General features: G+C 71.3%; 14 protein-coding genes. 3 read left to right on the top strand and 11 right to left on the bottom strand.

The genetic code is table 11. The features are described 5' to 3' along the window. Positions 1-44: 44 nt before the first annotated feature. From ACZ7L0_RS36670 to ACZ7L0_RS36645, 6 genes are all read right to left on the bottom strand, one after another. Complete coding sequence (locus tag ACZ7L0_RS36670; RefSeq protein ID WP_471246966.1) at positions 45-1514, bottom strand: acyl-CoA carboxylase subunit beta; 1470 nt, start codon at positions 1512-1514, stop codon at positions 45-47. A 289-nt stretch (positions 1515-1803) separates the two neighbouring features. Further along, complete coding sequence (locus ACZ7L0_RS36665; RefSeq protein ID WP_471246894.1) at positions 1804-3675, bottom strand: M1 family metallopeptidase; 1872 nt, start codon at positions 3673-3675, stop codon at positions 1804-1806. A gap of 178 nt (positions 3676-3853) precedes the next feature. Beyond that, positions 3854-5548 (bottom strand): purine-cytosine permease family protein, encoded by a 1695-nt coding sequence (locus ACZ7L0_RS36660; RefSeq protein WP_471246893.1) that lies wholly within the window; start codon positions 5546-5548, stop codon positions 3854-3856. A 116-nt stretch (positions 5549-5664) separates the two neighbouring features. After that, positions 5665-6087 (bottom strand): DUF6003 family protein, encoded by a 423-nt coding sequence (locus ACZ7L0_RS36655; protein ID WP_471246892.1) that lies wholly within the window; start codon positions 6085-6087, stop codon positions 5665-5667. A gap of 81 nt (positions 6088-6168) precedes the next feature. Continuing rightward, positions 6169-7608: a WGR domain-containing protein gene (locus tag ACZ7L0_RS36650; RefSeq protein ID WP_471246891.1), complete on the bottom strand. Its 1440-nt coding sequence runs from the start codon at positions 7606-7608 to the stop codon at positions 6169-6171. A gap of 130 nt (positions 7609-7738) precedes the next feature. Then, on the bottom strand, positions 7739-8464 hold the full coding sequence (locus ACZ7L0_RS36645; RefSeq protein WP_471246965.1) for an FAD binding domain-containing protein: 726 nt from the start codon (positions 8462-8464) through the stop codon (positions 7739-7741). 220 nt (positions 8465-8684) lie between these two features. Between ACZ7L0_RS36645 and ACZ7L0_RS36640 the strand changes: the two genes are divergently transcribed. After that, complete coding sequence (locus ACZ7L0_RS36640) at positions 8685-9542, top strand: DMT family transporter (protein ID WP_471246890.1); 858 nt, start codon at positions 8685-8687, stop codon at positions 9540-9542. A 75-nt stretch (positions 9543-9617) separates the two neighbouring features. On the opposite strand, the gene katG is transcribed toward ACZ7L0_RS36640, so the two are convergent. Together katG and ACZ7L0_RS36630 are read right to left on the bottom strand one after the other, a co-directional pair. Next, positions 9618-11837 carry a catalase/peroxidase HPI gene (katG, locus tag ACZ7L0_RS36635; RefSeq protein ID WP_471246889.1) on the bottom strand — a complete coding sequence of 740 codons (2220 nt, stop codon included), beginning with the start codon at positions 11835-11837 and terminating at the stop codon, positions 9618-9620. A gap of 33 nt (positions 11838-11870) precedes the next feature. After that, positions 11871-12308: a Fur family transcriptional regulator gene (locus ACZ7L0_RS36630; RefSeq protein ID WP_471246888.1), complete on the bottom strand. Its 438-nt coding sequence runs from the start codon at positions 12306-12308 to the stop codon at positions 11871-11873. Positions 12309-12612: 304 nt separating this feature from the next. Between ACZ7L0_RS36630 and ACZ7L0_RS36625 the strand changes: the two genes are divergently transcribed. Both ACZ7L0_RS36625 and ACZ7L0_RS36620 read left to right on the top strand, forming a co-directional pair. Beyond that, complete coding sequence (locus tag ACZ7L0_RS36625) at positions 12613-14160, top strand: MFS transporter (RefSeq protein ID WP_471246964.1); 1548 nt, start codon at positions 12613-12615, stop codon at positions 14158-14160. A 145-nt stretch (positions 14161-14305) separates the two neighbouring features. Then, on the top strand, positions 14306-15319 hold the full coding sequence (locus ACZ7L0_RS36620) for an Lrp/AsnC family transcriptional regulator (RefSeq protein WP_471246887.1): 1014 nt from the start codon (positions 14306-14308) through the stop codon (positions 15317-15319). Here ACZ7L0_RS36620 and ACZ7L0_RS36615 read toward each other — a convergent pair. From ACZ7L0_RS36615 to ACZ7L0_RS36605, 3 genes are all read right to left on the bottom strand, one after another. Continuing rightward, positions 15258-15503 carry a hypothetical protein gene (locus ACZ7L0_RS36615; protein ID WP_471246886.1) on the bottom strand — a complete coding sequence of 82 codons (246 nt, stop codon included), beginning with the start codon at positions 15501-15503 and terminating at the stop codon, positions 15258-15260. The genes ACZ7L0_RS36620 and ACZ7L0_RS36615 overlap by 62 nt on opposite strands. Before the next feature lie 117 nt (positions 15504-15620). Next, the gene (locus ACZ7L0_RS36610) at positions 15621-16559 is read right to left on the bottom strand and encodes a CU044_5270 family protein (RefSeq protein WP_471246885.1); all 939 of its coding nucleotides are present in this window, start codon (positions 16557-16559) and stop codon (positions 15621-15623) included. Continuing rightward, entirely contained in the window at positions 16552-17208 is a 657-nt protein-coding gene (locus ACZ7L0_RS36605) for an RNA polymerase sigma factor (protein WP_471246884.1), read from the bottom strand. Before ACZ7L0_RS36605 ends, ACZ7L0_RS36610 begins: the two co-directional genes overlap by 8 nt. Positions 17209-17290: the final 82 nt, after the last annotated feature.

Raw genomic sequence — 17290 nt, 5'->3', positions numbered from 1 at the left:
TCGGCTCGGTGGGACCGGCCGGGGCGGTGGGCCGGTCAGGCCGGTCAGAGCGGGATGTTTCCGTGCCGGCGCTCCGGCATCGGGGCCCGCTTGCCGCGCAGGGCGCGCAGGGCGCGGCAGACCTGGGCACGGGTCTCGCGCGGGGCGATGACCGCGTCGACGTATCCGCGTTCGGCGGCGAGATAGGGCGTGCCGTGGGTGCTCTCGTACGCGGCGACGAGGCGGGCGCGCAGCGCCTCCGGGTCGGCGGAGGCGGCCAGTTCACGCCGGTGCAGCAGGCCCACCGCGCCCTCGGCGCCCATGACGGCGATCCGGGCGGTGGGCCAGGCGAGGTTGATGTCGGCGCCCAGGTGCTTGGAGCCCATCACCGCGTACCCGCCGCCGTACGCCTTGCGCACCACCACGGTGACCTTCGGGACGGTCGCCTCGGCATAGGCGTACAGCAGCTTGGCGCCCCGCCGGATGATCCCGCCCTGTTCCTGGCGGACGCCGGAGAGATAGCCGGGGACGTCGGCGAAGGTCAGCAGCGGAATGCCGAACGCGTCGCAGAACCGCACGAAGCGCGCCGCCTTCTCGGAGGCGTCGATGTCGAGGACCCCGGCGGCGTGCAGCGGCTGGTTGGCGACGACCCCGACGGACCCGCCCTCGACGCGGGCCAGCGCGCAGACGATGTTCGGCGCGAACAGCTCCTGGACCTCCAGGAGTTCACCGTCGTCGACGACCGCGCGCAGGATCTCGCGCATGTCGTAGGCCTGCCCGAGCCGGTCCGGCACGATCCGGTCCAGCCGCTCGTCGTCGGGTGCCGCTCCCGGGGCGTACCGCGGGGGCCCTTCGAGGTTGTTGGCGGGCAGGTAGGACAGCAGGTCGCGTACGGTGCCGAGGGCGTCCTCCTCGTCGGCGGCGAGGAAGTGCGCGTTGCCGTTGACGGTGTTGCTGGTGCGGGCGCCGCCCAGGTCCTCGGCGCTGGTGCGCTCGCCGGTGACGGCGTGGATGACGTCGGGCCCGGTGACGAACATGTGCGAGGCGCGGTCCACCATCACGGTGAAGTCGGTGATCGCCGGCGAGTACGCGGCCCCGCCGGCGCACGGTCCCAGGATGACGGAGATCTGCGGGATCACGCCGGACGCCCGCACGTTGCGGCGTACCAGCTCGGCGTAGAGGGCGAGCGAGGCGACACCTTCCTGGATGCGGGCGCCTCCGCCGTCGTTGAGACCGATGACCGGGCAGCCGGTCTTCAGCGCGAGCTCCATCAGGGCGAGGGTCTTCTCCCCGAAGGCCTCGCCCATGCTGCCGCCGAAGACCGTGGAGTCCTGGGCGAACACGCAGACCGGGCGTCCGTCCACCGTGCCGTGCCCGGTGACCACCCCGTCGCCGTACGGGCGGCGCGCGCCGTCCCCGGTGGACCTGGCCCGCACGAACTGCCCGGTCTCCGTGAAGGAACCGGTGTCCAGCAGCCGGTCGATCCGCTCCCGGGCGGTGAACTCCCCGCGTCGTCGCGGGCCGCCCGGTGCCATGGCCCGCGTCCGACGGTGTTCCAGCTCGGTGATGCGGCCGGCGGTGCGGTCGGACACGTGTGCCGCCGTCGCCGGTGCCTCGGATGTCGTCGCCTCTGTCGTCACAGCCACCTCCGAAGTGGCTTTCGAATATGGCAGCGACTTGGGGGCGGACCGAGTGGATCGGCTCTCTGTGTGCGGGATGTGAGTCATGCGCGAGCGGGCTTCGTCCTGGCGTGACAAGGCGTCCGCCGCGCCGGTTCGCCGCGGTGACGCCGCAGGGCGCGACCGCGGCGGACCGGTGCCGGGGTCAGCCCTCGATGCGGTGCGTGGTCCAGAAGCCGGTCAGGTCGGTGGTCGTGGCGGCCTGGGCGGCGGCCTTGAACTCGGCCGTGGTCGAGACGCCGTACCAGTGTGAAGTGGCGTAGTCCTTCAGCAGTTTCGCCATGGCGGTGTCGCCGAGGACGCGCCGCAGGTCGTGCAGGGCGCACTTGCCGTAGCCGTAGATCACGGTCGAGTAGCGCGAGGAGTGCGCGTCCCAGTAGGCCATCGAGTTGGTGATCTTCTCAGCCGACGAGGCCCACGAGACGCTGTTCCAGCAGCTGGTGCCGGTCTTGCCCAGCGCCAGGTCGGTGGCGTAGTCGGTGAACGCCTCGTCCAGCCAGGGGCTGTTGTACTCGTCGTCGCCGACGATGCCGTAGAACCACTGGTGGCCGATCTCGTGGGTGAGCGCGGTGGTGCTGACGAGGTCGAGGACGAACCCCGGGTACTCCATGCCGCCGAACCAGAAGTTGTTGTCGATGACCGCGTCCAGTTCGCCGTACGGGTAGGCGCCGAAGCGGGTGGCGTGGGCGTCGACCGCGGTCTTGGCGGTGGTGAGCATCGACTGGGCGCCGGCCGAGCTGATGCCGGAGACGGAGTAGACGTTGATCGGGGTGCCCGCGGAGGACGTGCCGGAGATCTTGGTGAAGGGGCCGGCCGCCCAGGCGAAGTCCCGGACCTTGGTGGCGGTCGCGGTGGTGACGGTGCGTCCGCTGGAGCCGGGGGTGTCGACCGAGGTGCCGGTGGCGGGCACCAGCAGGGTGGTGGGGTGGTCCAGTGTCACCTTGAAGTCGGCCGCCAGCGAGTAGAACGACTCCCCGTTGTTGGTGTACGGATCCAGGTGCCAGCCCGCCCCGTCCTTGACGGCGAGCACGGGCAGCGCGTTGCCGATGAAGCTGAACGCCCCGTCGTGGCCGAAGCGGTCGGCGCCGCTGGGCACGGTGATGCCGAGGTCGAAGCCGATGGTGGCGCTCTGCCCCTGCGCCAGCGGCGTCGGCAGTGTGATCTGCAGGGCCGTGCAGCCGACCGAGAGGGAGCCCGCGGTGCCGCCGGTGACGTTGCCGACCGTGATCGGCATGGCGGAGCAGGTGCCGTGGTAGTTGTCCCACAGCCGCAGGTACACCTCGCCGAGCGCGGTCGCGGAGGCGTTGGTGAAGGTCGCGGTCTCGTGTCCGGTCCACACGGTGCCGCTGGTGTTGCTGCTCAGGCTGACGGTGTACGAGGGTGCGGCCGGGGTGCGCGCGGAGTCCGCGGGCGGCGTCGTGTCGCCGGAGGTGTTCAGGGTGACGTCGTCGACGACGAAACTGGTCTGGAGGCTGGAGTCCTCGGTGCCGGTGAAGGCGAGGTTCACCGTCTGGCCCGCGAACGCCGACACGTCGAACGACTTCTGCGCATAGCCGGTGTTCTTGTCGAGGTTCGAGTATGTCGCCAGCGTGGTGCTGCCGATCTTCGCGGTCAGCTTGTCGTAGGCGGTGGAGGAGGTCGTCTCGGCGGTGTCGACGTGCAGCCAGAAGCTGAGGGTGGCGCCGGCGCATCCGGCCGGGACGGTGATGCTCTGCGAGAGCGCGTCGGTGTGCGTACCGCCGACGCCGTCCAGCCAGGCGAAGGAGGTGCCGCCGTGGGCGGTCTGGCCGGTCCGGCTGGTGATCACGCTGGTCGAGGACTGGCTCCAGGGCGAAGTGCCGCTCTCGAAACCGCCGTTGGTGACCACTTGCGCCGGGGTGCAGGCGGCGGGCGCTGCGGGCGGCGCGGCTGCCGCCGGGCCGGCGGGCAGCGAGAGGGCGGTCAGCACGGCGACGGCGAGGGCGCCCGCGGCGAGCGATCCGCGGCCGCTGACGCTCCTGTGGGGGGTCGGTCTCACACGTAACTCCTTTACCGCGGCCGGGATTCCGGCCTGCTCGGTGACCGCCGGGCGGCTGGGGTGCGCCGGGGCGGCCATGGACTGTGTGGATCGGCTGAACACTCGGAAGCGTCGCAGATTTGACCGGACCATGCCAGGCCGAGTCGTTGAGACCGGCGATCTCTCCGAACCGATGCGGTCAGTCGGCGGTGCGCACGGCCGGCATGGCGAGGTCCACGGGGGTGCCGTCACCGCTCTTGCAGGAGTCGTGGCAGTCCTTCTCCAGGCTGCAGCACAGCGAGCAGACGGCGCCCTCGTGGAAGGGGCAGCCCGCCATGTCGGGCCGCTCGAACTCGGTCGCGCACACCGAGCAGGTCAGGGTGGCCGCCGACGGCAGACCGTCCGCGCCGAGCAGCGGCTCGTCGAGGTCATCGGCGCGGGCGATGTAGTACCTGCCCTTGGTGAGCACCGCGAACAGCGGCGAGAGCACCATGGCCAGGAACAGGGCGATGAAGGGGGAGTACGCCTTGCCGTAGTCGCCGAACGCCTCGAAGTACGCGGCGATGGAGACCGCCGAGGCGATCAGCATCGAGCCGAAGCCGACCGGGTTGAAGTTGTACAGATGGGCCCGCTTGAACTCGATGTACGACGGGCTGAGCTTCAGCGGCTTGTTGATGACCAGGTCGGCGACGACCGCGCCGATCCAGGCGATGGCCACGTTGGAGTAGAAGCCGAGCACCGTGTTGAGGAACCCGAAGACGCCGCCCTCCATCAGGGCCAGGGCGATGCCGACATTGAGGAAGATGTAGACCACGCGGCCCGGGTGGCGGTGGGTCAGCCGGGAGAAGAAGTTCGACCAGGACAGCGAACCGGAGTACGCGTTCGTCGAGTTGATCTTTATCTGGGACAGGATCACGAAGAACGTCGCCAGGCCCAGGGCGACCGGCGCCGCGAAGGTCTTGAAGCCGTGCACGTACTGCTGGATCGGCTCGTTCGCCTTGGCCAGGCCCACGCTGCCGGCGATGTAGAAGGCCAGGAACGCGCCGCCGATCTGCTTGGCCGCGCCGAGCACCACCCAGCCAGGGCCGGCGGAGAGCACCGCGCCCCACCACTTCCTGGCGTTCTGCGGCGTCTTGTCGGGCATGAAGCGCAGATAGTCGACCTGCTCGCCGATCTGGGCGATCAGCGAGAGCGCCACACCCGCGCCCGCGCCGATGCCGAGCATGCTGATGCCGGAACCGGTGGGGGAGTTCCCGGCGAAGTGGGTGAACTCCGAGAACGTGCCCGGCTCCTGGACGGCGATGGACACGAACGGCGCGACCATCAGCACCAGCCAGACCGGCTGGGTCCACACCTGCATCTTCGAGAGCGCCGTCATGCCGTAGATCACCAGCGGCAGGATGACCAGCGAGCAGATGAGGTAGCCGACCGCCAGCGGGATGTGCAGGCCGAGCTCCAGGGCCTGCGCCATGATCGAGCCCTCGAGGGCGAAGAAGATGAACGTGAAGCTCGCGTAGATCACCGACGTGAGCGTGGAGCCGAGGTAGCCGAAGCCGGCACCCCGGGTCAGCAGGTCCATGTCGATGGAGTACTTCGCCGAGTAGTACGAGATCGGGATGCCGGTGAGGAAGATGACCACGGCCGCGGCCAGGATCGCCACCAGGGCGCTGGAGAAGCCGTTGGAGATCGCGATCGAGCCGCCGATGGCGAAGTCGGCCAGGTAGGCGATGCCGCCCAGCGCCGTGGTGGCCACCACGTAGGGAGTCCACCGCCGGAAGGACTTAGGCGCGTAGCGCAGCGAGTAGTCCTCCAACGTGTCGTTCTGCGTCCAGCCGTTGTAGGTCCGTCCACCTGTGGTCGTTGCCGAGGTCTCTTTGTCGACGATGTCCGTCACGGTTCTTCCCTCTTCCGCAGGGGCAGTTCCAGGGAAGAGTCCCGTCGCACTGTTTCGCGACCGTTTCCCGCGCTTTAAGGTCCACCGTCACCGCACGCCCCGCGCCCCCCACTCCCTCATCTCGCGGCGGCTGCCACGGCCGCCGGGTCCTCGCCGGTCAGCCGTGCGATGCGGTCCAGCGGCACACCCGCCGCCACCGCCCGGCCGAGCAGGGCGTCCCGGCCGTCGGCGCAGTCGCGGTAGGCCAGCAGTTCCTCCTCGATCCGGGCCACGGCCTCCGGGGCGGTGTGCTGCCGCAGCCGGCTCAGTTCCTCCTCGCCGAGCGGCACCGGCAGCCGTTCCGCGTCCTCGGGAATGGCCGTGGTGTCCTCCGGCGGCACCAGCCGCAGGTTCGGGGACGTCGCCGTCACACCGTGCGCGTCCAGCCATGCCCGCACGGCGGGAGTCTCCATACAGGCGAGCTCACCGACGGCGGTCGGCGGCAGACCGAGCGGTGCGGTCGTGTCGTCCAGCAGGAACAGATAGGCGTCGTCCGTCATCCTCGGCTTCTCCTGGGGGAACGGTGGGACTGATCACTGCTCCCTCTACCCCGTCGCCGCCGGATCATGGGACGGCGCGGTCTACCGCACCCGGCGTATCTCGCCGCGCACCCGGTAGAAACCGCCGGCCGCCGGATGGACGGCGTCGACCACGTAGCGCGCCCCCGGCTCCCGTATCTCGCGCGGGAACTGCACGTTCCAGCCGGGCTCGAAGCCGTCGGACACCACGTGGACGCGCAGCCTGCCACCGGTCAGCTGGACACACTCCACGACCACCCCGCCCGCGGGCGGCGCGCTGACGGTCGCCAGGGCGGACGCCGATGTCGCCGGGTCGTAGGTGGGCAGCGCGGCGGCCGACTTCACGTCGACGGCGACCGGCACCGAACCCTGCTGGGCGGCGGCGATGGCCGCCTCCGAGGTGTCCACGCACACCAGGGCCCCGTCGGTGGTCACCAGATACAGCCGCTCGTCGAAGTACTGCATGGACAGGGCCGAGCCGCTGCCCGTGCGCAGCTTCCACAGCCGGGTGCCGGACGCGTCGAAGCAGTAGACGGAGGAGGCGTTGTCGCCGGCGAAGACATAGCGGCCGCCCGGCGCGGTGGCGCACGAGTACACCGCGCCGTCGCACGTGTAGACGCCCTCGACCCGCCCGCTCGCCTTCGACAGGCGCTGCACCACACGGCGGTCCGTCCCCGCGTACACCGACGTGGCCTCCTGCCACCCGAACAGCACACCTCCGCTGGTGCCGGCGTGCCACAACTCGCCGCCCCCGTCCGGGGAGTAGGCCGTCACACCCTCGCCGTGCCCGTGGTAGACGGCGTGCTCGTCGGCCCGCACCATCCACCCCGAGCGGCCGGACGACCGCCTGGACCACTGGTGCTCGTCCTCGTGGTCGATCACGGTGAGACCGCCCGACTCGTCCGAGACGTTCAGCACCCCTTCATGGATGTCCAGCCAGAAGATGTCGACGTTCGCGGCGATCTCGTACGCGGCGAAGGGCAGCTTCGACGACAGGTCGTACACCCTGCCGTCGTCGCACCCCGCGTAGATCCAGAAGTCGTCGGCGACCAGGCACTTGACGCCGTCGGGAAGCCGGTAACGGGCCAGCACCTCGCCGTCGTGGCCCAGTGTGTAGACGTCGCCCGCCTGGTTGCCCACCCAGACGCGCTCCTCGTCGACATGGATGCCGAACGCGGCCGAGCCCGTACGGAAGCGCCACAGCACCGGCGCCGTGGCCCGCGCCGTGGACGGTGCGGAGCTGACCTGGCGCCGTGTCACCGCACGCGGAGCGCGCCCTCCTGGCACGGCCGCCGCGTAGCCCTTGCGGACCTTCTGGTCGATCTTCTTCGCCGCGGCCGCCTGCGCCTTGGCCGGTGTCGCGAACGACGACGCCTGCACCTGGCCGGACGAACCGATGCGGCCGTAGCGCACCGTGACGGCTGTCCCGTCGACCGTCACCTCGTAGAACTTGTGCGCCCCGCCGCCGTCCTCGGACAGCTCCAGATACGTCGTCTCCGCCACGACCGGCCCCTCCCGCGTAAGTCCCCACAGCGGCGCGGCCGACAGACGGCCCGCCCTCGATGATCGAAACATACGGGAGGGCACTGACAATGGGCCCTGACCAGGCATCGGGCCGACGCAAGCCCGCCTGTCAGGGGGCGACGCGGGCCAGGAGGGCGGTGACCTCCTGGCGGACGACGTCCCAGGCCGTGGGGGGAAGGGCACCGAGGTCCGTCCGCCGCAGGTCGTCGAGGACCTGCTCGGCGCCGCTGTCCGTACCGCAGGGCACGCTCTCGCCGAGCACCTCGTAGCCGTCGCGGACGGCGACCCGGAGGCGGCGGTCCGAACCGCCGTCGGCGTGCACGGCGGCGGCGACCACCAGGGGCGGCGCCCCGCCCGCGTCACCGGGCAGCTTGCGGTACCCGCTGGCGACCGGTTCGCGCCAGCTCAGGCTGACCAGCAGCTGACGCTTCGCCAGCACCTCGGCCAGGTCGGTCTCGTAGAGGCCGTGCGGTTCGAGCACTGTGCACCGGGCGTCCAGCACGAGCGCCGGGGGCAGCAGGCAGCGCAGTGTGCTGCCGACGAGGTTGCCGCCGACCGTGGCCGTGCGCCGCACGGCGCCGGTCCCCACCGAGGCGGCCGCCCGGCGCAGCACTTCCGGCACGGCGCCGTCGACCCGGTTCAGCACCACGGCCGAGCCCAGCACCTCGCGCCCGACCACATTGGCCTGCGGGAGGTCACGCAGGGACAGGGCCTGCTCCGGGAAGCCGTCCCGCTGCCAGGTGGCCCACACGAGCGTCGCGCCGCCCACCGGCACCGCTCCCTCGGACAGGCACTCCTGTGCTTCGGACACGGACGTGGGAAGACGCAACAGCACGGAGCCGACCTGCTTTCCTGGAGAGGTGGCGGCGGGGAACACCATCTCGGCCATCCGAACGGGGACTTGGCGCATTCTGCCCACACACGCGGGGGCGCGTACAGGGCTCACCGCGGCCCACCGTGCGCCCCTCGGGCATCCGGGCGATGTGTCCGCGCGGCAGGGCCCGGCGGCCGTGGCCGACGCGGCCGAACCGTCCGGGGCGAGGCATGGTGAACGTGTGATCGTGCTCGCCGTGCTCTTCGCCGTCCTGGGTGCCGCCAGCAATGCCATGGGAACGGCGTTCCAGCGCAAGGCCGCGTCCACGGTGTCGCGGGGCGGTGGCCTGCGCCTCCTGGCCGCTCTGGTTCGGCGCCCGGCCTGGATGATCGGCATCGCGGGCGTCGCGGGCGCCGCGCTGTTCCAGGCCGTGGCCCTGGTGAACGGGCCCATGGCCCTGGTCCAGCCGCTGTTCATCCTGGAGCTGCCGTTCGCCCTGCTGATCGCCGGCCCGCTGCTGCACCGCCGGCTGCCCGCGGCCGGCTGGCAGGCGGTCGGGGGAGTGGTCGCCGGACTGGCGCTGGTGCTGTTCGCGGCGGATCCCTCGGGCACCCGGAACCAGGCGGCCATGGACCGCTGGGTGCCGGCCCTGGCGCTGTGCCTGGGTGCGATGGCCGGGGCCGTGGTCCTCGCCCGCCCCGCACGCTCGCCCCTCTTCCGGGCGGCCGTACTCGCCGCGGCCGCCGCGATCGGCAACGCCCTGACCGCCGCCCTGATGAAGTCGGCCACCGACCGGCTCGCCGACGCCGGCCTCCCCGCCTTCCTGACCACCTGGCAGACCTACGGGTTCGCACTCGTCGGCGTGGGCGCGCTCCTGCTGCTGGAGAACTCCCTGCAGGCCGGCCCGCTGGCCGCCTCGCAGCCCGCGCTGACCATCGGTGACGCCACCGTGAGCCTCGCGCTGGGCGTGACGCTGTTCGACGAGGAGATCCGTACCGGCTGGTGGCTGCTGCCCGAGTTGGCGGGGGCCCTGCTGATCGTGTGGGGCGTCCTCCGGCTGACCCGGGTGGTTCCCCGGCTCGCCGATCTCGTTCACTAGGGCGCCCCTGAACGCGCCGACGCCCAGGCCGACCCTCGCGGGCCGGCCCGGGCGTCGTACCGGACGGGGCCGGGATCAGACGAGGTCGAACCGGTCGAGGTTCATGACCTTGGTCCATGCCGCGACGAAGTCGTGCACGAACTTCTCCTTCGCGTCGTCGCTCGCGTAGACCTCCGCGAGGGCGCGCAGCTCGGAGTTCGAGCCGAAGACCAGGTCGGCACGGCTGCCGGCCCACTTGACCTCGCCCGTTGCGGCGTCGCGGCCCTCGAAGGCGCTCTGGTCCTCCGCGGTCGCCTTCCACGTCGTGCCCAGGTCGAGCAGGTTGACGAAGAAGTCGTTGGTCAGCGCGCCGGGCGTCTTGGTGAGAACGCCGAGCTGCGACTGCTGGTGGTTGGCGCCCAGGACACGCAGGCCGCCGACGAGGACCGTCAGCTCCGGAGCGCTCAGGCTCAGCAGGTTCGCCCGGTCCAGCAGCAGGAACTCGGCCGGCAGGCGGTTGCCCTTGCCGAGGTAGTTGCGGAACCCGTCGGCGGTCGGCTCCAGCGCGGCGAAGGACTCCGCGTCGGTGTGCTCCTCGGTCGCGTCGACCCGGCCCGGGGTGAAGGGCACCTCGACCTCGAAGCCGCCGTCCTTGGCGGCGCGCTCGACGGCCGCGGAGCCGCCCAGCACGATCAGGTCGGCCAGGGACACCTTCTTGCCGCCGGCGGCGTTGAACTCCTGCTGGACGCCCTCGAGGGTGCGCAGGACGGTCGCGAGCTGGTCGGGGTCGTTGACCTCCCAGCCGCGCTGCGGCTCCAGGCGGATGCGCGCGCCGTTGGCGCCGCCGCGCTTGTCGCTGGCGCGGAACGTCGAGGCCGAGGCCCACGCGGTGGAGACCAGCTGGGACACGGTCAGACCCGAGTCGAGCAGCTTGGCCTTGAGGGCCGCGACGTCGGCGGCGTCGATCGGCTCGCCCTCGGCCTCGGGCAGCGGGTCCTGCCAGACCAGGGTCTCCGCCGGGACCTCCGGGCCGAGGTACAGCGACTTCGGGCCCATGTCGCGGTGGGTCAGCTTGTACCAGGCGCGGGCGAAGGCGTCCGCGAACTGGTCGGGGTTCTCGTAGAAGCGGCGGGAGATCGGCTCGTAGATCGGGTCGAACCGCAGCGACAGGTCGGTGGTGAGCATCATCGGGCGGTGCTTCTTCGACGGGTCGTGCGCGTCGGGGACGATCTCCGGGGCGTCCTTCGCCACCCACTGGTGGGCGCCGGCCGGGCTCTGGGTGAGCTCGTACTCGTACTCGAAGAGGTTCTTGAAGAACCCGTTGCTCCACTGGGTCGGCGTGGTGGTCCAGGTGACCTCCAGGCCGGAGGTGATGGCGTCCGCGCCCTTGCCGGTGCCGAAGGTGTTCCTCCAGCCCAGGCCCTGCTCCTCCATCGAGGCGGCCTCGGGGTCGGCGCCGACGTGGTCCGCCGGGCCCGCGCCGTGGGTCTTGCCGAAGGTGTGGCCACCGGCGATGAGGGCGACGGTCTCCTCGTCGTTCATCGCCATGCGGCGGAACGTCTCACGGATGTCGCGGGCCGCGGCCAGCGGGTCCGGGTTGCCGTTCGGGCCCTCCGGGTTGACGTAGATGAGGCCCATCTGGACGGCGCCGAGCGGGTTCTCCAGCTCACGGTCGCCGGAGTAGCGCTGGTCGTCGAGCCAGGTGGTCTCGGGACCCCAGTACACGTCCTCCTCGGCCTCCCAGACGTCCTCGCGGCCGCCGCCGAAGCCGAAGGTCGTGAAGCCCATCTGCTCCAGCGCGACATTGCCCGTGAGGATCATCAGGTCGGCCCAGGAGATGCTCTGGCCGTACTTCTTCTTGACCGGCCACAGCAGACGGCGGGCCTTGTCGAGGTTGCCGTTGTCCGGCCAGCTGTTGAGCGGGGCGAAGCGCTGCTGGCCGGCGCCGGCGCCGCCGCGGCCGTCGCTGATGCGGTAGGTGCCCGCGCTGTGCCATGCCATGCGGATCATCAGCGGGCCGTAGTTGCCGAAGTCGGCGGGCCACCAGTCCTGCGAGGTGGTCAGCACCTCGGCGATGTCCTGTTTCACGGCCGCCAGGTCGAGGCCCTTGAACGCCTCGGCGTAGTCGAACTTCTCGCCGAGCGGGTTGGACACGGCGGGATTCTTGGCAAGGATCTTCAGATTGAGCCGCTCCGGCCACCACTGGCGGTTTCCGCCGCCCTGGGTCGGGTGCAGCGCGCGCCCGTGTGCGACCGGGCAGCCGCCTGTCTCCTCCGGCTTCGGGTCCGTGACGATCGCATCATGGTTCTCAGTCATGGGAGTCCTTCCGAACTGTGTGGATCACGGTGCTCAGGAACTACGGGCGGTGGAACAGTCGGGGCACTGGCCCCAGTAGATGACCTCGGCCTCGTCGATCGAGAAGCCGTGGTCGTCGGAGGCGGCCAGGCAGGGCGCGTCGCCGACGGCGCAGTCGACGTCCGCGACGGCACCGCACGACCGGCACACGAGATGGTGGTGGTTGTCTCCTACGCGTCCCTCGAACCGTGCCGGGCTGCCGGCCGGTTCGATGCGGCGTATGAGACCCGCCGTGGTGAGCGCGTGGAGCGCCTCGTAGACGGCTTGGAGCGAAATATGGCCCACGCGTTCACGCACTCCGGAGGCGATCGCCTCGACGCCGAGGTGATCACCGTCCCGGACGGTCTGGAGCAGCGCGACGCGGGCGGCCGTCACCCGCAGGCCGGCACCGCGCAGCTCCTCGGCTGTGGTCGGACTCTGGGATGCGGACATGCGGGCCAACCTACCTCCATAAACACGATCTGTGTAGTAAAACGAATGATTCAAGTTTGGCGTGCCGCGTCGCCCCGGAGCCACTCGCTCCGCCTCGGCCCGCATCCGTGGAAGAAAACCCTTGCCACAGCGGGCCCGATGTCGGATTTCCAGGATTCCGGCGTACGTGGCTGGCTCCGTCCCGACTCGAAGCGGAAGGTGAGCGCGGTCGAAGCCGGGCGGGCTGCCCGGCGCAACGAGGGAGGGCCACTTGAACGCCAGAACAACGAACGCGCCGGCGGACCGACGGGCGGTGACGCTCGTCATGGCCTGCGTAGGCGTGTTCGTCGCCTATCTGCCGGTCACCACCGTCTCCGTGAGCCTGCCGGCCATCCAGCGGGCGCTGCACGCGTCGACGTCCCAGCTGTCGTGGGTGTCCTCGTCGTTCGTACTGCCGGTGGCCGCGCTGATCCTGACCGCCGGCGTCTTCGGTGACGTGCACGGCCGCAAGAAGGTGTTCCAGGCGGGCCTGGCCTTCTGCGCGCTCGGGGCGGCCGTGTCCCTGTCGGCGCGGTCGGTGGAGACCCTGTGGGCGGGGCAGGCGCTCTCGGGCGTGGGCTCGGCCGCGCTGCTGCCGATGACGCTCGCGCTGATCAGCCACGCCGTGCCGGACCCGAGGGAGCGCGGAAAGTTCATCGGCCTGTGGGCGACGGCCCTCATGGGGGCGCTCGCGGTCGGCCCGCTGATCGCGGGGGTGATCCTGGACCACTTCGCCTGGCGCTGGATCTTCCTGCTGCCCGTCCCGGTGTCGCTCCTCGTGATGGCGCTCGCCGTCCCGCTGCTCACCGACTCCCGCGCCCCCGGCACGCGCCGCCTGGACTGGCCCGGCCAGATCACCGCCGCGCTGACCATCACCGCCCTGGTGTACGGGGTCATCGAAGGCGGCGCCGGTTCCTTCACGGACACCCGGGTGATGCTGGCCCTGTTCGCCGCCGCGGCCGGCGCGGTCGCCTTCGTCCTGGCGGAGCGGCGCGCCGACAGCCCCATGCTGGACCTGACCCTCTTCCGCAGCCCGGCCTTCACCGCGACGACCGTGGTCATCCTGATCAGCTTCCTCGGGCTGATCGGCTTCTTCTTCGTCCTCAGCCTCTACTTCGGCATGGTGCAGCAGCTCAGCACGCTGGAGGCCGGTCTGCGGCTGCTGATGGTCACGATGACGCCCATCGTGCTGGGCGGGGTGTTCGGCCGCCTCTCCCACCGGGTGCCGGCCCGCGTCCTGATCACCGGCGGCCTGCTCGTCACCGCGGGCGCGCTGCTGACGCTGACGACGATCGACGCGGACACCTCGTTCGGTTCGCTGGCCTGGCGGCTGGCCCTGCTCGGGCTGGGGCTCGGCACGGCGTTCACCTCGATCACGGCCACCGCGGTCGCCTCGGTGCCGCACCACCTGGCGGGCATGGCCGCGGCGGGCAACAACGCCTTCCGGCAGGTCGGCGCCGCACTGGGACCGGCCGTCCTCGGCACGCTGCTGACCACCGAGGCCGTGGACACACTGCCGGGGCACCTCGCCGAGGCCGGTATCGGCGGCGCCACCGCCGAGCGCGTCACCTCCGCGGTGGAGGCGAACGGCCTCGCCGCGGTGGCCCCGATGGACCTCGGAGCGGCCCGGGGGCGGGCCCTGGGCGCCCTCTCCGAGTCCTTTCTCGACGGTCTCCATCTCTGCCTGCTCGTCTCCGCGGCCCTGATGCTGCTCGCCGCGGTGATCGGCGCGGTCCTGCTGCGCCGCCCGCGCGGGACCTCGCAAGCGGTGGCCGGGAGCGGTGCGGCCGTCCCGCGGCAGCCGACCGCCACCGGGGAGCCGCTCGAGCGGTGAGGGCGGCGCGTCCCCGCCTGGACGCCCTCGCGAGGCCCGGAACGCCACGTCACGCGGGTTCCGGGCCGCGGCCGTCGACGCCGTGGACGATGGCCTCACGCATCCCCCTCGCACCCCCGACGCATCCCCGGCAGGAGACGACCCGGTGAACTCCCGCGCACCCGACGCGCTCGACCTGAAGCTGCTGCAGGCGCTGCAACTCGACGGGCGGGCGCCCTTCAGCCGCATCGCACAGGTACTGGGCGTGTCCGACCAGACCGTCGCCCGGCGCTTTCGCCGTCTGCACGACACGGCACGGCTGCGTGTGCTCGGCATGACCGACGACGGCCGGCTCGGCCGCGACACCTGGATCGTCCGGCTGACCTGTACCCCGGACGTGGCCGACCGGCTCGCCGGAGCGCTCGCCAGGCGGTCCGACACCGCGTACGTCGTCCTGATCTCCGGCGGTACGGAGGTGATGTGCGCGATGAAGCCACGCAGCCGGCAGGAGCGGGACGAACTGCTCTTCGACCGTCTCCAGCGCACGCCGCGCGTCACCTCGGTCAGCGCCCACTGTGTGCTGCACTCCTTCTACGGCGGCCCCCTCGGCTGGCTCACCAAGGTCAACGCCCTCACGCCGCAGGAGGAGGCCGCTCTCCGGCCGGAGCAGTGCGAACCGGCCCCGGGCCCCGTGTCGCTGGACGCGGACGACGAGCGCCTGCTCGCCGTCCTCCGGCGCGACGGCCGTGCCCCCCTCACCGAACTCCAGACCGCGACCGGGCTGACGGAGTCCGTGGTCAAGCGGCGCCTGGAGAGCCTGCGGGCGACGGGCCTGCTCTACTTCGACGTGCAGCACGACCACGAACCCCTTGGCCAGGAAGTCGACGCCATGCTCTGGCTCACCGTGACCCCGGCCAAGCTCGCCGAGGTCGGCCACGCGCTCGCGGCCCACCCCGAAGTCCGCTTCGCCGCGGCGATCACCGGCCCGGCCAACATCGCGGCCTCCACGCTGCACACCGGCGTCGGGGATCTCTACACGTACCTGAGCGAGAAGATCGGCGCCCTCGACGGCGTACGGGCCGTGGAGACGACCCTGACTCTCCGTCAGGTGAAGCAGCTCACCTACGAGCCCAGAAGTGGGAGAGGATCTGCCGAACCGGGTGCCCGAGCGCTTCCGTGACGGCGGCCAGTTCCTCCTCGGTCAGCCGGCCGCGGTCCGGATGGATCACGTGCACTGGCAGCCCGGCAGGGCCGTGGCGCCCGGCCAGCCACGACCGCCTGTCGAGCGCGTAGCCGTACGCGGCGGGCAGCGCGAGCAGGACCACTTTCTCGATCCGGGCCCGGTCCGGCCCGTCGGCGAGCATCTGCGCCGTCGCGCCGTCATGTCGTCCCCCCTATTGGCAGGGTTGACAATAAACGGTGGATCAAGCGACGTACATATCAAGGGAGTTGGAGCCCGCCGGTGCCGGGTCCGCGTAGGCCTACGAGTGCTGGCCGATTCGGTCGACCACGCCGATCTGCCGCAGGCTCCTCGTCTCGTGGTACCAGCCGACCTGCCGCCACTCGTGGTGCACGCGTTTGGCACTGCTGCCCTTGAGTCGCATCCCCAGGTAGTCGTAGGTGTGCCGGTCGAAGAGGAAGGTGAAGGTGGACCCCGGGTAGGAGACTCCGACCCCCTGCCGGCCCAGCACGTCCACCTCGTCGTAGTCGAGTCTGACCCGGGGGATCTTCGCGAGGGCCTCGAAGGCGGCGGCCTGCAGCCCCGGTGGCATCACCCGGGGGCCCATCATCAGCATGCACACATTCACGAACACCATGAGGTCGGTCGCAGACGCGCTCTTCGGGCCGCGGAAGCCGCTGAGGAGCTTGTCCGGGTCCGTCGGCATGGTGGCGAGCTTGGAGTAGACGGTGGGCGGCCACCGCACCTCGTGCTTGCCCAGCGGCGGGTCGTGGTGGACCTTTCCGTACTCCTCGCGCCAGGAGGGCTTGGAGCCGTCCACCGACATCCAGCTCTCGTCCGTCCAGGTACGGGTCTTGCCGCCCTTGAGAGGTGTCCGTGTGATGTAGGTCTTGGTGTAGAAGTACTGGTCGTCGCGCGGCACCGGAAGCCGGTCGCCGTCGGCTCGCGACCTGTCCGCGGCCTTGCGGAGCACCTCGGCCGCGCTGAGCGTGGCGATCCGCGGCGCGTCGGTGCCCCCGCCGTCCCGCGTGGCCACGAGGACGACACCCGCCGTCGCCGCGGCGGCCGTTCCCGCGAGCGCACCGCGCAGCACGAGCCGCCGGGGCAGACCGGCCGGCGCCGTCCGGTGCCGCTCCTGGACGATGGCCCGCCGCAGCCTGGTACGCGCCGCGGCGCGCGCCTCGTCGGTGAGCGGGGGAGTGTCGGCCGCCCACTCCCGTACCGAGGTGAGGTCATCCATGACGGGTCTCCTTGTGGTCTTCGTGCGGGAGGGTGGAAGCCGGCTCGCCCAGTGCCTGGCGCACCTTGCCGCGGGCCCGGTGCAGCCGGGAGCGCACCGTGCCCACGGGGATCCCCAGGGCCCGCGCCGCTTCCCGGTAGTCGAGATCACCCCAGGTGATCAGCAGCAGCACGTCGCGGTGACGGGCGGGAAGCCGGCCCAGCGCCCCGGCGAGTGCGGCGCGGGAGCTTTCGGCGCTGACCTTGTCGGCGATCCGGTCCGCAAGGGGCTCGCCGTCGTCCCCGCCCTCGCCGGGGATCAGGGACGTCACACGGGACAGTGCGCGCAGCCGGCGTGCCTCGGCCCGCCGGTGCCGGCCGACCAGGTTGGTGGCGATCCCGTACAGCCATGGTCGCGCGTGCGGCTGGGACAGGTCGTAGCGGCGGCGTCGCTGGAAGGCGATGACGAAGGTCTCCGCCATGAGATCGTCCGCCACGTCGGTACCGAGCCGTCTGGCCACGTACCGGTGGATGTCGTCGGCATACCGTTCGAACAGCTCGGCGAAGGCATCAGGATCCTGCCAGGACCGTTCGACGACCGAGGCGTCGGAGTCGGCGACGTCGTCCGTGCCGGACGCGTGGCGGATCCCGACGCTCGGTGAGACGGTCACTGCTCGCCTCTTCGGTTCATGAACTTCCCTCGTGGTCGCGGGCATCGTCCTCTGCCGTTCGCCGCTGACCACACCCGAGTTC

It is taken from the genome of Streptomyces sp. NPDC039424 (assembly GCF_055639495.1).
The sequence above is the reverse complement of the archived record's forward strand: the minus strand, read 5'-3'. Positions and strand labels throughout refer to the sequence as shown.

Excerpts from the sequence above, each read along its gene's own strand:
- ACZ7L0_RS36625 (WP_471246964.1), top strand. The coding sequence starts at position 12,613 with ATGGCCTGCGTAGGCGTGTTCGTCGCCTATCTGCCGGTCACCACCGTC.
- ACZ7L0_RS36670 (WP_471246966.1), bottom strand. The coding sequence starts at position 1,514 with ATGGCACCGGGCGGCCCGCGACGACGCGGGGAGTTCACCGCCCGGGAG.
- ACZ7L0_RS36630 (WP_471246888.1), bottom strand. The coding sequence starts at position 12,308 with ATGTCCGCATCCCAGAGTCCGACCACAGCCGAGGAGCTGCGCGGTGCC.
- ACZ7L0_RS36655 (WP_471246892.1), bottom strand. The coding sequence starts at position 6,087 with ATGACGGACGACGCCTATCTGTTCCTGCTGGACGACACGACCGCACCG.
- ACZ7L0_RS36615 (WP_471246886.1), bottom strand. The coding sequence starts at position 15,503 with ATGCTCGCCGACGGGCCGGACCGGGCCCGGATCGAGAAAGTGGTCCTG.
- ACZ7L0_RS36610 (WP_471246885.1), bottom strand. The coding sequence starts at position 16,559 with ATGGATGACCTCACCTCGGTACGGGAGTGGGCGGCCGACACTCCCCCG.
- katG (WP_471246889.1), bottom strand. The coding sequence starts at position 11,837 with ATGACTGAGAACCATGATGCGATCGTCACGGACCCGAAGCCGGAGGAG.